The following is a 13,274-nucleotide window of genomic DNA, read 5'->3' on the forward strand; positions in this document are numbered from 1 at the left end:
CGGACATTCTGATGGTCTGCCTGCTGTGCAGGATTGCGTGACCTCAAAGGACAATGCGATGTCGAAGAAATTCCTGACGCAATTCTTCACCTGGTGGAACGGGCAGACCCTCGGCACCCGTTTTCACACTTGGCGGCACGGCACCAAGGTCGGGCAGGACGAGTTCGGCAACGTTTACTACGAAGGTGGGAAAAACTCGGACGGCATGACGCGCCGTTGGGTGATCTACAACGGCTATTCCGAAGCTTCTTCCATTCCGCCCGGCTGGCACGGCTGGATGCATCACCGGGTCACCACGCCTCCGACGGCGGAGGCTTACACGCCTCGTGAATGGGAAAAGGGCCATCAGCCCAATCTCACCGGCACACCCTTGGCTTATCGCCCGAAGGGCTCCATTCTGCGGGAAGGCGAGCGGCCGCGCGTCGACGGCGATTACGACGCCTGGACGCCGGGAAGCTGACACGCGGCATCTTTGTCGCCACATTCGCACTTTATCCGAAAGTGGCGGCGGTGAGTCGCGTTTTTCTGCCGAGGACCTGATGAAGCGCACGAAGCGGATCTTGATGGCAGCGCTGTTCAGCGCCCTGGCTGTCTCGCCAGCCCTGTCGGAGCGCATCAAGAACCCCGTGGCCGAGTTTGCCGGCATCGACAAGATCACCGGCCGCATCATCAACTTCGATGTGTATATCGACGAGACCGTGCAGTTCGGCGCTCTTCAGGTGACGCCGCGGGTTTGCTTTGCAAGCGCGGAGAACGAAGAGCCGAACACGGACTCCTTTGTCGAAGTCGACGAGATCACGCTCGACCGCAAGATCCGACGCATCTTCACCGGCTGGATGTTTGCTGAGAGTCCCGGCCTGAACGCGGTGGAACATCCCGTTTATGACGTGTGGCTGAAGGCCTGCAAGCCGAACTCCGATGTTCCCGCCCCCACTGCCTCGAACTGAGGCTGCATTCCGCACTTGAACAAGCGCCTTTGCTTCGCCATTACAACCGCCGCAAACTAATTCGAGGCGGGCGAGCGGATGAGCGAGTTCAACGAGCCGGAACCGATGCTCCAAAGCGAGCCGACGGCAATCATCGTCGAAAACAAGATCGGCGATCGCGAATATTTCGATCACGTGAAGAAGGTGAACGACACCTTCTACGATCAGGTGAAGGCGGCCGACCAGAAGGCAGCCTATATCTTCACCTTCCTTCTCGCTTTCATGATCAGCTCAACGGAAGGCAGGGGCGTTTTTCGTTTCTCTCAGTATACCACTGGCGACATTCCAACCATCATTGCCTCGGCATGCTTGGCCGGGTCGCTGGTCTTTTCGATGGTCGCGGCGATCCTGGTGGTTCTTCCCCGGGTGCGGCTGACCTCGGCAACATCGCTGTTCTGGGGAACCTGGCACATCAACCAGCTTGAGGTGCGCGCGGCCCATGACCGCATGGATCAGAACTTCCTGTTCAACGAGTACATGGAAAACGCGACCAACCTGTCGTTGATCGCCAAGGCGAAATACCAGTATGTGGGACGCGCCTTCAGAGCGCTGATCGTGGCGGTGCTTTCCTATGTCGCACTGCTGATTACCGCTGCAAACTGACGCTATTCGCCGTTGTTCAGCCGCTGGAGCTCACGGCTGACGCGATCGATGATGCGGCCGGTATCTTCATGGATCCGCCGCAAGCGCTCGATCTGAGCGTTTAGCGAGGCGAGGGGATCCGGGCCGATCTCATCGGCCGGAGCGTCGCCCACGCCGTGCAACAGCCACATCATGTGAACGTTCAAAACGCCCGCAAGCAGGGAAAGGCGCTCGACGCTAGGCTCCGACCGGTCATTTTCCCAGTCGATCAGCGTTTGCTTCTTTGTTCCGATCCGACGCGCAAGTGCGGCCAGGCTGATGCCCTGGGCGTCACGCGTGCGCGACAAGCGACCGCCGAGCGTATCGGTATCGACGCTGCGCGATGGAAAAGCGCGAATAACGGTCACGGCTGCCCCCAGAACCAGTGAAACACCCGACCACACCTAGCATTTGCAAGCGGCAAGGCAAGGCCGCCACGGCGCCGCCATGCGACGCTTCTTGAACAATCGTTAGGTCGCCCGCAGAAAGAATCCGTCCGTGTCCCGGTTGGCTCAAACGAGCTGTTCTGCCGCTGCAAGCACTTCCTGTGCATGGCCGGGAACCGAAACCTTGCGCCAGATTTGTGCCAAGCGGCCGTCCTTGTCGATTAGGAAGGTGGATCGCTCGACGCCCATATACTTGCGCCCGTACATGCTCTTTTCCTTCCAAACGCCGAGCGCTTGGAGCGTCGTCTTTTCCTCGTCTGCTATCAGGTCGACGTCGAGCCCGTGCTTCTGCTTGAACTTGTCATGTTTCTTGGCGCTGTCCGGCGAGATGCCGACCACGGTGATGCCCTTCTGTTCGAAGGCCGGTTTCAAGGTGGTGAAATCAACCGCTTGCGCGGTGCATCCGCTCGTGTCGTCCTTCGGGTAGGCGTAAAGCACCACCGGGCGACCTCTCAGCGCTTGCAGTGACATAGTTCCGCCCCCATCGCGTGGAAGTTCGAAGTCCGGTGCGATGTCGCCGATTTGAAGCTCTGCCATTGTTTCACCGTTTGCCGTTCGAACTGCATCGCGAGATATAGGGCTCACCTGGATTCGTCCATCATTCGTCAGGACTTGTCGACCCCGTTGGAACAAGAGCGTCGCGCGCACAAGAAGATCCGTTTCCGCCGCGACGAGATCGTCAATCTTGGCTCAATGCCCTCCGCTGCGCCGCCATCGGTCACCCTTGGCACTCCCGGGCCGCTCAGAAAGCGGCGGCGGTTCCATCGCGCAGGAATGCTGTTTGGCGCCTGCGTCGCTCTTTTTCTTCTGATCGGCTTCCTTGTGGCAGGGATTGGCCTGCCGAGCCTTGGAACAGAGCGGCTGCGCTTGCAGGCCGAACGTGCCGCAAGCCGGTTTGCCGGCGAGCCTGTTCTCGCTTCACTCGGATCCCTCGGCATTTCGTTTGACTCCGCACGCTTGCTGTCCTTGCAGGTGTCTGCCGTGGAAATGGCGGCCCAGAACCCGCTCGGGCCCCAAGTGTCTGCAGGCGAGGTGCGCTTCGGCCTGCAACTGCTCCCACTTCTTCAGGGTCAGGTTCGCCTGGGGAGCGCGTCGCTTGTGGACGGGCGCATCGTTGCCGGTGCGCTACAGCAGGACGGACAAGCGGATTGGGCGGCAGGGCTCAAGAACAAGGACGGTTTGATCGAGCCGGACCGGGTTCTGAACGCGCTGTTCGATGGATTGCACCGAGCCTTCAATGGGCTCGATTCCGGCGCGACGCGTGAGCTTGATCTTGAAAACGTTCAGATCGTCCTTCCGGGCCGAGAGCAAGGCGGCACCTTTGTGGTTCAGTCCGCCACGCTTAGGAGGGAAGGCGCCAATCTGGAGATTGCCGCCAAGCTCAACCTAAACGGGCGCCTCGTGACGCTCAGCGGCACGGCCACGCGGGATGCACCGGATGCCCCGATCAGCGACCTGGTTTTTGCGGCCGACTCCGACCCAATCGAGCGGGACGATCCCGTGATCGACGATGGCGCGGCAACTGTCGACCCCTCGCTGGGCATTCTGGCCATCGACGTTGCGGGTGCGGAAGCAGCGGGTGGCGCGGCAAGCCGGCTCAACGCGCGCGCGTCCATGACGCAGGCGGCGATCGACCTCGGCAAGAACGGCATCATTGCCGGGGATGCGGAGCTTCAGCTTGCACTCGTCGGCGGCACAAACAAGCTGGAGGTCAAGCACGCCGTTCTGCAAACGGGCCAGTCGAAGCTGGCTTTTCACGGGCATTTCGCTCCCGACGCCGGTCTCCCCGGCGTTGAGGCGGCAGCCGGCAACTACCGTTTCGAGATCCTGAGCGACGGTTCGCAACTGGCGGCGGAAGGCTTGTCTGAGCCGCCGCTGACCATCCAGTCGCGATTGGTCGGCGCATACAACCCCGAAACTTCGAAGCTCCTTGTCGATGACCTGCGTGTCAGTGCCGGAGACGGCGCCTTCACCGGCCGCGGAGAATTGCAGTTCGACGGCCGACGCGCGCCGGGCTTGCAAGCCACCATGACCACCACCGCTATGCCGATTGCTGCGGCCAAGCAGCTGTGGCCGTTCATTGTTTCACCGAACGCCCGCCGCTGGGTTCTTCAACACGTCCGGGGTGGGGAACTCGTCGAGAGCGCCATCAAACTGGCGATCGCGCCAGGACGGATGGGTGACGGCATCCCCTTCCGGGCCGACGAAGCGAGTGGCCGCTTTGTGATCGAGAACACCGAATTCGATGTTCACGGTGACATCCCCCCCGTGCATGACGCCGACGGCATCGTGACCTTTGGCGGGAACGACGCCGAGATCGCCCTTTCCGCAGGCGTCGCTTCCATGGCCGAGAACAAGCCCGTGACGATCAGCAACGGCACGTTGCGGATCCCGGGAAATCAGCATGATGGCACGGTCGGTGAACTCACTCTCGACGTTGCCGGCGACGCGGTCGCGATTGCTGAACTGGTCTCTCATGAGCCGATGAACGCGATGCAGGTTCTCGGCATGCAGCCGAGCGATCTCAAGGGCGACATCTGGGGGACCGTGCACGCCAGCATCCCCCTCAGCGACAATGTTCCGCGTGAACGGGTGAACTGGGGCGTGGAGCTTGCCTATGACGGCCTGGCATTTGCCAAGCCCTTCGCCGGACAGCTCGTTTCCGAAGCATCTGGAACAGCCACGATCAACCAGGCGAGTGCAACCATTGCTGGCAAGGCTCGGCTGAACGGCATTCCGGCCGACCTTGATCTCGTGGAGCCTCTCGGGAATGCCAGTATTCAGCGAAAACGCTCTGTTCGGCTGGATCTCGACGATGCGACCAGGCGAAAGCACTTTCCAGCCCTGGATACGCTGGTCTCCGGGCCGATGAAGCTCACGGTGGATGCCACGCAGGCCGAGCAGCAACGCGTCACGGCCGAACTGTCAGCCACCGAGATCCGCCTCCCGTGGGTGGGCTGGAATAAGGGGGTGGGCGTACCGGCGAGCCTGAAGTTCAATCTTGCGCAGAAGGACGGGCGGACAACCCTTTCCGATTTCGAGCTGTCTGGCGACAGCTTCAGTGTTGCCGGGGATCTGAGCCTGGACAAGGACGGCCTCCTTTCCGCGAAGATGAACAAGGTGCGCCTCAACCGAGAGGATGATGCGCAACTGACCGTCGAACGGAAGGGCAAGGGCTATTCCGTGCGCGTGCGCGGCTCGCGCTTCGACGCGCGGGCGCTGATCAAGAAATATCTGGCTGATTCAGCCGCCACCGCCGGCAAGCCTGCGGATGAAACACCTGTTTCGCTGGATGCTGCACTCGACAATGCGGGAGGCTTTTTTGGCGAATCGCTAAGCAACCTCTCGGCAACCTATGAAAGCGCAGGCAATGCGCTGCGCATCAGCGGGGTTCTCGCTTCTGGCGGAGCGGTTGCGGTGCAAACCGACAGCGTTAAGGGAACCAGCAGCGTACGCGTTCAATCAACCGACGCCGGCGCGGCTCTTCGGTTTGTTGACCTGTATGAGTATATGCGCGGCGGTCGCATAGAACTGGCGCTTTCCGGCCCGACCGGCCGCTCCTTGATCGGCAGCGTGGATGCGCGTGACTTCTCGATTGTCGGTGAGCCGAAGCTGCGCTCCATCGTGTCCTCGGCGCCAGCTGACGGACGTTCGCTGAACCAGGCGCTGGACCGCGAGATCGACACCAGCAGCGTTTCCTTCGAGCGGGGCTTCACGCGCATAGAAAAAGCCCCGGGCTTCCTGCGGCTGGCCGACGGTGTCGTGCGTGGCCCGTTTATCGGCGCAAGCTTCCAGGGAACCGTTTATGATCCAAACGGCAACATGGATATGACCGGCACCTTCTTGCCAGCCTATGGGGTCAACCGGATCTTCGGCGAAATTCCGCTGATCGGCCAGATCCTCGGCAACGGACGTGATCGGGCCCTGATTGGCATCACCTTCCGCCTTGTGGGTGATGCCAAGAAGCCGGACCTTCAGATCAACCCGATTTCGGCCATCGCGCCGGGCATCTTCCGCTCGATCTTTGAGTTCTGATGTCCGGCGCAGCGTGTTTTCACGCCGCGCGCACCAGGATGTGCTTCTTCTTGCCCAGCGACAGCTTTATGGCGCCGCTTTCGCCGACTTCACCGGTACCAACCGTCATGCGCTCATCGCTGACGGGCTTATCGTTGATGCGCACAGCGCCGCCCTGGATATGCCGGCGCGCTTCGCTGTTGGTCGCCGCGAGCTTGGCCGTCACCATGAGGGCGAGCAGGCCGATGCCGCTTTCGAGATCGGCGGCCGGCACTTCGATGGTCGGCAGGTCAGCGGCGAGCGCGCCTTCCTCGAAGGTCTTGCGCGCCGTTTCTGCAGCCTGTTCGGCATTGTCGCGGCCGTGCAGCATAGCGGTGATCTCGGTGGCGAGGATCTTCTTCACCTCGTTGATCTCGGAGCCACCCAGCGCCGACAGACGCGCGATCTCGTCCATCGGCAGCGTCGTGTAGAGCTTCAGGAAGCGCGACACGTCGGCATCCTCCGTGTTGCGCCAGTACTGCCAGAAGTCATAGGCCGAAAGCATCTCCGGGTTGAGCCACACTGCACCGGACATGGACTTGCCCATCTTGGCGCCCGATGATGTGGTCAAGAGCGGCGAGGTCAACGCATAAAGCTGCGGCGTTTCCATGCGGTGGCCGAGATCGATGCCGTTGATGATGTTGCCCCACTGGTCGGAGCCGCCCATCTGCAACCGCGTGCCGGTGCGCTTGTTCAACTCGACAAAGTCATAGGCCTGCAGGATCATGTAGTTGAATTCGAGGAATGACAGCGACTGCTCGCGGTCGAGCCGCGTCTTCACCGAGTCAAAGGACAGCATGCGATTAACAGAGAAATGCCGACCCACATCGCGCAGGAACTCGAGGTAATTGAGATCGAGCAGCCAGTCGGCATTGTTGATCATCAACGCGTCTTGTGGACCGTCGCCGAAGGTCAGGTAATTTGAGAAAACCTTTTTGATGCCGTCGATGTTCGTCTGGATGATCTCGGGCGTCATGAGCTTGCGCGCTTCGTCCTTGAAGGACGGGTCGCCCACCATGCCCGTGCCGCCGCCCATCACGGCGATCGGACGATGGCCGGTTTTCTGCATCCAGTGCAGCATCATGATCTGGATGAGCCCGCCGGCATGAAGGCTGGGTGCCGTCGGATCGAAGCCGATATAGCCTGTCACGATTTCGCGCGAAAAGAGCTCGTCCAAACCAGCCTCATCGGAGATCTGGTGGATGAAGCCACGCTCCGAAAGCGTGCGCAGGAAATCGGACTTGAAGGCGGGCATGGTTCCAGACTTTCGGGATTGATTGCTCGGCCGTTAAGAAACGGGAAGACTGCGCGGCTTTAGCATCGCCGAACAGGGAATCAAAGGGATCGCATGGTGGCGTTGACGACGGCAATCGGCTTGATGAGCGGCACGTCCATGGATGGCATCGACGTCGCCGTTTTGCGCACGGACGGCGAGGCCGTCGTCCAACAGGGACCGTCGCTGTTTGTGCCTTATGACGATGCTTTTCGCGCCCGCATCGAAGCTGGTTTGAAGACAGCGAAAACGATTGCGAAGAGAGCCGAGCGGCCCGGTGACCTCGCTGAGCTTGAGCGCGATCTGACGCTTCGCCATGCTCAAGCGGTTCAGGCGTTCCGGACTCAATATCAGGATTGGCGAGCGGAACTGGTAGGCTTTCACGGGCAAACCATTCTGCACCGCCCGGGTGAAGCGCTCACTGTGCAGCTTGGGGACGGTGCCTTGCTTGCGCGCGAAACAGGGCTGCCTGTGGTTTACGACATGCGTGCAGCCGACATGACGGCCGGCGGGCAGGGGGCACCTTTGGTGCCGGCCTACCATCAGGCACTGGCGAACAGTCTGGCTCCGGATTTTCGCGCGAAGATGCCAGTCGCGTTCGTCAACATCGGCGGCATCTCCAACGTCACCTATGTGCCGGCGGATGGCGACCCGATTGCATTCGACAGCGGACCCGGAAACCAGCTGATCGACCAGTGGATGCAGCGAGAAGGCGACATGGCTTTCGATGAGGATGGCAACACGGCGGCAAAAGGATCGTCTAGTGCCAAGATCGTTGGCGATTATCTGCGTCTGCCGTTCTTCTCCTACCCTGCGCCGAAGTCACTTGATCGCGGGGATTTCAGCCTTGCTGGGCTGGAGGGCCTGAGCCTCAGCGATGGCGCCCGCACGCTGGCAGCGCTTGCGGCCGAAGCGGTGTTTGCCGCGCGCAACCACATGCCGGAAGAGCCCGAGCTCTGGATCCTCTGCGGCGGTGGACGCAAGAACCCTCATATCGTGGGGGATCTTCGGAGACTTGCGGGGACCACGGGAACAGTTGTCGTTGCAGCTGAAGACGTCGGTTTAGATGGCGATGCCATGGAAGCCGAGGCATGGGCGTATCTTGCCGTGCGTTCGCAGCAGGGACTGCCGCTGACCTGGCCCGCCACAACGGGATGCAGGAAGCCAATGCCGGGCGGTGTTCTGGTTCAGCCATAAGAAAACCCGCCGGATCGCTCCGGCGGGTTTTTGCTGAAACATGCCACCAGATCAGGCGGCGAGTACGGCCTTCGGCTCGGCAAGATCGTAGCCGAGTGCTTCCGCCACAGCAGCATTGGTGATGCGACCCTTGTGGACGTTCAAGCCATTGCGCAGATGCGGCTCGTCCACCAGTGCCTTGATGCCCTTGTTCGCGAGCGCCAATCCATACTGCAGCGTGGCGTTGTTGAGCGCATGGGCTGACGTTACGGGCACTGCGCCCGGCATGTTGGCAACGCAGTAGTGGATCACGCCATCGACTTCATAGGTCGGATCGGCATGGGTTGTGGCGTGGCTGGTTTCGAAACAGCCGCCCTGGTCGATGGCGACATCGACGAGCACTGCGCCCTTTTTCATTCCCGACAGCATCTCGCGGGACACCAGCTTGGGTGCAGCCGCACCGGGGATAAGCACGGCACCCACAACCACGTCAGCCGAGAAGCATTCTTCTTCCAGCGCTTCAACGGTGGAATAGCGCGTGTGCACGCGGCCATTGAAAATGTCGTCCAACTGACGCAGGCGCGGAATGGAGCGGTCGAGGATGGTCACATCGGCGCCGAGGCCAACCGCCATTTTCGCGGAATGGAGACCGACGACGCCGCCGCCGATCACCGTGACCTTGCCCGGCAAAACGCCCGGTACGCCACCCAGCAGCACGCCGCGGCCGCCATTGGCTTTCTGTAGCGCTGTTGCACCGGCCTGGATCGCGAGGCGTCCCGCCACTTCCGACATCGGTGCTAGCAACGGCAGCCCGCCACGGTCATCCGTTACGGTTTCATAAGCGACGGCCGTCACGCCGGAGGTCAGCAGGCCTTTCGTTTGTTCTGCGTCCGGAGCCAGATGGAGATAGGTGTACAGGATTTGGTTTTCACGCAGTTGCACCCATTCGTTCGGCTGCGGTTCCTTGACCTTTACGATCATGTCGGACTTGGCGAACACTTCTTCCGCCGTTTTGGCGATCGTCGCACCGGCGGCGCGATAAGCGTCGTCATTGGCGCCAATGCCCGCACCGGCACCGGTTTCCACCAGCACCTGGTGGCCATGAGTGACATATTCGCGAACCGAGCCGGGGGTCAGGCCAACGCGGTATTCGTGGTTCTTGATTTCCTTGGGGCAGCCGACGCGCATTGTTTGCACTCCCATTTTGTTGCATCCCTCGAATGGGCATGAAACAGCAAAACGTGCCGCATGTCCTTGCGTTGCAGCTTGCATCTCCTTGTGGAAATGGGAGATTCTTGCTTTCAGTGCCGTATTCTTCGAAGGATCTTGCCATTTCGACCCTGGATCGCATCGATCTCGCCATTCTGGACACTCTTCAGCGCGACGGTCGTATCTCCAACGCAGCCCTGGCGGAAAAAGTGGGGCTGTCGCAGTCCGCCTGCTCCCGACGTCTTGATCTCCTGGAAAAGAACGGCACGATCAGGGGCTACCACGCACAGATCTCAAGCGCCGGTCTCGGCCACCCGATGACAGCTATCGTGCACATCTCTTTGTCGGGCCAGTTCGAGAAAACGCTGTCGGAGTTCGAAGCGGCCATCAAGCGTTGCCCGAATGTCCTGTCCTGCCACCTGATGACGGGTGAGTACGACTACATCCTGCGGATTGCGGCGCGCGACCTCGCCGACTACGAGCGCATCCACAAGGAATGGCTGTCAGCCATGCCGCATGTCACCCGCATCAACTCGGCCTTCGCCATGCGCGAGATCATCGACCGGACGGCGATTGGCTTGAAGACGGAGCTGGCCTGAGCGGCTGGTCGCCGTCGGCATCAAGATCGAACACCTTGGTTCCAACCGGTGGCGAGCGCAAGATCACATCCCGCACCGGGAATGGGATCTCGATGTTGTTGGCCTTGAAGGCGTCCCAAAGCGCCAGGTAGACCTTGCCACGAACATTGGTGAGGCCCTGCTGCGGATCGTGGATCCAGAAGCGTAGCAGGAAGTCGATCGACGAGTCGCCGAAGCCGGTGATCCAGCAGACCGGCCGCCGGTCGGCTTCCACCCTGGCCACGCCTGAGGCCGCTTCGATGGCAACCTTCGTCACCAGATGAGGGTCGCTGTTGTAGGAAACGCCAAAGGTAATATCCAAACGCACGAGCTCGTCGGTAAAGCTCCAGTTCACCACGCGCTCGGTGATGAAGTCCTCGTTCGGGATCAGGTATTCGCGCCCGTCGCGCGTCACCACCGACACGAACCGAGCGCGCAGCTCACGGATCCACCCGAAGGTCTCGCCGACAGTAATCGTGTCGCCCGGCTTGATGGAGCGATCCATCAGGATGATGATGCCGGAGATAAAGTTCGACACCACTTTCTGAAGGCCGAATCCCAGGCCGACGCCGATTGCGCCGGAAAAGATCGTGAGCGTCGTCAGGTCCAGCCCGGCAGCCGACACGGCCAAAAGCACCGCCACCACGATCAGCCCGACCTTGAAGATCTTGCCCAGCAGCACCTGCATGGAGGGAGTCAGGCCCTCCGTGGTGCGCAGCTTTCGATCAACGAAGCTTCCGGCGATGCTGGCGATCCAAACAGCGGCTCCAAGCAAGGCTAGCGTCTTCAGAACCGTCAGCAGCGACAAGCGCGTCGCGCCAAGTGGCAGAGCGACGCGGTCGAGCAGAACGGCAGCATCGTCAAGGAGACCCAGGATCAATAAGGCAACGAGGATCCACACGCACCAAGACACGGCTTTGGCTGCGAGCCGGTTGCGGATGATGCGCGATAGGACAACCGTGACGAACCACGCGGCTGCAAGGGCAAGCGCCAGCGACAGGAGGACGGTCTGTCTCAGGCTGAAGGCGCGGATGGCGGTGATTGCCAGAAACAAAAGCGCTATGAAGATCGGCCAATGCAGCCGGCGCAGGAGCGCCGCGATCATGCGCAGCAGACCCCGCTGATGCCGAATGCGGCGAGCTCGCTCGTCCAGCGACGGCTCGATGCGCGTTGCGATCAGCTTTGCAAGGAGAAACAGCAAAACGAGCACACCAGCTTGCACCAGAAGCCAGGTGAGATCGGTCGCACCCGCCCAGCGTTGTGCTTCTCGAGCGAGGGCGTCGCCAAGTTGCTCGAGTTCAGATGGCATGCGGTTTCCCCATCAGGCGTGCCCCACGAGTTTCGTGAACGTGTCCGGAGCTTGCAAGTTGCTTGCCCATGTTACGCGTCGTTTAAGAAGGGCCGTTGCGTGTGGAGCGGTAGGCTTCTAATGCTTGGGTCCGCGCCGCCGCATGATCCACAACAGGACGGGGGTAAGTCTTGCCGAGCTCGACCTTGGCTTTGGCCAAGACATTGGCGGGCGCGGTCCAGGGCTTGTGGAGGTACTTGTCCGGCAAGCCTGCGACTTCCGGCACGAAGCGACGGACATAGCTGCCGTCGCCGTCGAATTTTTCGCCTTGCAAGATCGGGTTGAAGATCCGGAAGAATGGCGCGGCATCGGCCCCAGAGCCGGCAATCCACTGCCAGTTTGCGGGGTTGTTGGCGGGATCGGCGTCCACCAGCGTATCCCAAAACCAGCGCTCGCCCTCGCGCCAGTCGATCAGCAGATGCTTCACCAGGAAGGATCCGGTGATCAGCCGCACGCGATTGTGCATCCAGCCGGTTTGCCAAAGCTGGCGCATGCCGGCATCGACAATGGGATAACCGGTCCGGCCGCGCTGCCACGCCTTCAAGGCGTCTGGTGCGGATTGCCAAGGAAAGGCATCGAAGCTTTTGTCGACGTTCGAAAGGTGCAGGTCGGGTTTGTGGAACAGGAGATGGTAATTGAACTCGCGCCAGCCGATCTCGCGCAGGAAGCCTTGCCCGTCTCCAGCGTGGTTGGCATTCACCACCTGATGTACCTGGAACGGCGTCAGCTCGCCGTGGGCGAGGTAGGCTGATAGCTGCGACGAGCCTTTGCGGCCGGGGAAATTGCGCGCTTCCCCATAGTCCTGCAGCCGCGCGCGCACGAAGTCATGAAGCGCTTCGTGCGCAGCCGTTTCGCCGGGCTTGCAGAACTCGTCAAATCCCGTGCTCCAGTCCGGGTTCGTTGGCAGCAGCTTCCAATCGGCAAGCGTGTCACTTTGCAGTTTTCTGTCATTAAAGCCTGCGAGCTTCTTGGGCGCAGGCATCGGATCGCGGGGATGGAGGCTGTTGTTCAGCGCCCGCCAGAATGCACCAAACACCTTGTAGGGCGTGCCGGCACCGGTTGTGAGCTGCGTCGGCTCATGCAACAGCGCGCCTTCGAAGCTCTTTGCCTCGATGCCGTTTTCCCCGAGCACGCGCTTCAGTTCCGCATCCGCTTCGTTTGCGGGATCATAGCGTCGGTTCCAGTAAACCGCGCTTGCGCCGCTTTCGCCAACCAGTTGGCGCACCACATCGTTCTGCCGGCCCCGGCGCAGCAGCAGCGGCGCGCCCAACCCGTCCAGTCGATCGGAAAGTTCGGCAACAGAATGGTGCAACCACCAAAGCCGTGCACCCCCCGGCCCGCGGCCATGTTGGGGATGATGGTCTAGGATAAAGACCGGGATGATTGGTTTACCCGTCTCGTGCGCGGCGTAGAGGGCATGATTGTCAGCGACGCGCAGATCGTCGCGGAAAAGAACGATGGTGGGTTTGGAAGCCTGCTTGGCCGACATTGCGCCTGCTCGAACGAGTTATGCTGCGGACATGAGCTAGCGTCGGGGCGTTTCTT

General features: G+C 61.1%; 12 protein-coding genes. 6 read left to right on the plus strand and 6 right to left on the minus strand.

The window, feature by feature from the left end; all coding sequences use genetic code 11:
• Nucleotides 1-58: 58 nt before the first annotated feature.
• The 3 genes from J5Y06_RS20295 to J5Y06_RS20305 all read left to right on the plus strand — a co-directional run bounded on the left by J5Y06_RS20295 (nt 59) and on the right by J5Y06_RS20305 (nt 1,589).
• Nucleotides 59-460, plus strand: a complete 402-nt coding sequence (locus J5Y06_RS20295) for an NADH:ubiquinone oxidoreductase subunit NDUFA12 (RefSeq protein WP_209337019.1) — start codon at nt 59-61, stop codon at nt 458-460.
• Nucleotides 461-539: 79 nt separating this feature from the next.
• Nucleotides 540-947 (plus strand): DUF2155 domain-containing protein, encoded by a 408-nt coding sequence (locus J5Y06_RS20300; protein WP_209337020.1) that lies wholly within the window; start codon nt 540-542, stop codon nt 945-947.
• Nucleotides 948-1,025: 78 nt separating this feature from the next.
• The gene (locus J5Y06_RS20305) at nt 1,026-1,589 is read left to right on the plus strand and encodes a Pycsar system effector family protein (RefSeq protein ID WP_209337021.1); all 564 of its coding nucleotides are present in this window, start codon (nt 1,026-1,028) and stop codon (nt 1,587-1,589) included.
• A 2-nt stretch (nt 1,590-1,591) separates the two neighbouring features.
• On the opposite strand, the gene J5Y06_RS20310 is transcribed toward J5Y06_RS20305, so the two are convergent.
• Together J5Y06_RS20310 and J5Y06_RS20315 are read right to left on the minus strand one after the other, a co-directional pair.
• Nucleotides 1,592-1,975: a helix-turn-helix domain-containing protein gene (locus J5Y06_RS20310; RefSeq protein WP_209337022.1), complete on the minus strand. Its 384-nt coding sequence runs from the start codon at nt 1,973-1,975 to the stop codon at nt 1,592-1,594.
• Between the two features lie 144 nt (nt 1,976-2,119).
• Nucleotides 2,120-2,590, minus strand: a complete 471-nt coding sequence (locus J5Y06_RS20315; RefSeq protein ID WP_209337023.1) for a peroxiredoxin — start codon at nt 2,588-2,590, stop codon at nt 2,120-2,122.
• An 87-nt stretch (nt 2,591-2,677) separates the two neighbouring features.
• On the opposite strand from J5Y06_RS20315, the gene J5Y06_RS20320 reads away from it, so the two are divergent.
• Nucleotides 2,678-6,088 (plus strand): YhdP family protein, encoded by a 3,411-nt coding sequence (locus J5Y06_RS20320; RefSeq protein ID WP_209337024.1) that lies wholly within the window; start codon nt 2,678-2,680, stop codon nt 6,086-6,088.
• Between the two features lie 19 nt (nt 6,089-6,107).
• Here the strand turns inward: J5Y06_RS20320 and tyrS are convergent, their stop codons facing one another.
• On the minus strand, nt 6,108-7,361 hold the full coding sequence (gene tyrS, locus J5Y06_RS20325; protein ID WP_209337025.1) for a tyrosine--tRNA ligase: 1,254 nt from the start codon (nt 7,359-7,361) through the stop codon (nt 6,108-6,110).
• 93 nt (nt 7,362-7,454) lie between these two features.
• On the opposite strand from tyrS, the gene J5Y06_RS20330 reads away from it, so the two are divergent.
• Complete coding sequence (locus tag J5Y06_RS20330; protein WP_209337026.1) at nt 7,455-8,576, plus strand: anhydro-N-acetylmuramic acid kinase; 1,122 nt, start codon at nt 7,455-7,457, stop codon at nt 8,574-8,576.
• A gap of 51 nt (nt 8,577-8,627) precedes the next feature.
• Here the strand turns inward: J5Y06_RS20330 and ald are convergent, their stop codons facing one another.
• Entirely contained in the window at nt 8,628-9,743 is a 1,116-nt protein-coding gene (gene ald / locus J5Y06_RS20335; protein WP_209337085.1) for an alanine dehydrogenase, read from the minus strand.
• A gap of 116 nt (nt 9,744-9,859) precedes the next feature.
• Here ald and J5Y06_RS20340 point away from each other — a divergent pair, with 116 nt between their 5' ends.
• Nucleotides 9,860-10,363 carry an Lrp/AsnC family transcriptional regulator gene (locus tag J5Y06_RS20340; RefSeq protein WP_342453470.1) on the plus strand — a complete coding sequence of 168 codons (504 nt, stop codon included), beginning with the start codon at nt 9,860-9,862 and terminating at the stop codon, nt 10,361-10,363.
• Here J5Y06_RS20340 and J5Y06_RS20345 read toward each other — a convergent pair.
• Both J5Y06_RS20345 and J5Y06_RS20350 read right to left on the minus strand, forming a co-directional pair.
• Entirely contained in the window at nt 10,320-11,690 is a 1,371-nt protein-coding gene (locus J5Y06_RS20345; RefSeq protein ID WP_209337028.1) for a mechanosensitive ion channel family protein, read from the minus strand. The genes J5Y06_RS20340 and J5Y06_RS20345 overlap by 44 nt on opposite strands.
• An 82-nt stretch (nt 11,691-11,772) precedes the next feature.
• Complete coding sequence (locus tag J5Y06_RS20350) at nt 11,773-13,218, minus strand: cryptochrome/photolyase family protein (RefSeq protein ID WP_209337029.1); 1,446 nt, start codon at nt 13,216-13,218, stop codon at nt 11,773-11,775.
• Between the last annotated feature and the right edge of the window lie 56 nt (nt 13,219-13,274).

Source organism: Tianweitania sediminis, assembly GCF_017813335.1.
Classification (GTDB): Bacteria; Pseudomonadota; Alphaproteobacteria; order Rhizobiales; family Rhizobiaceae; genus Tianweitania; species Tianweitania sediminis.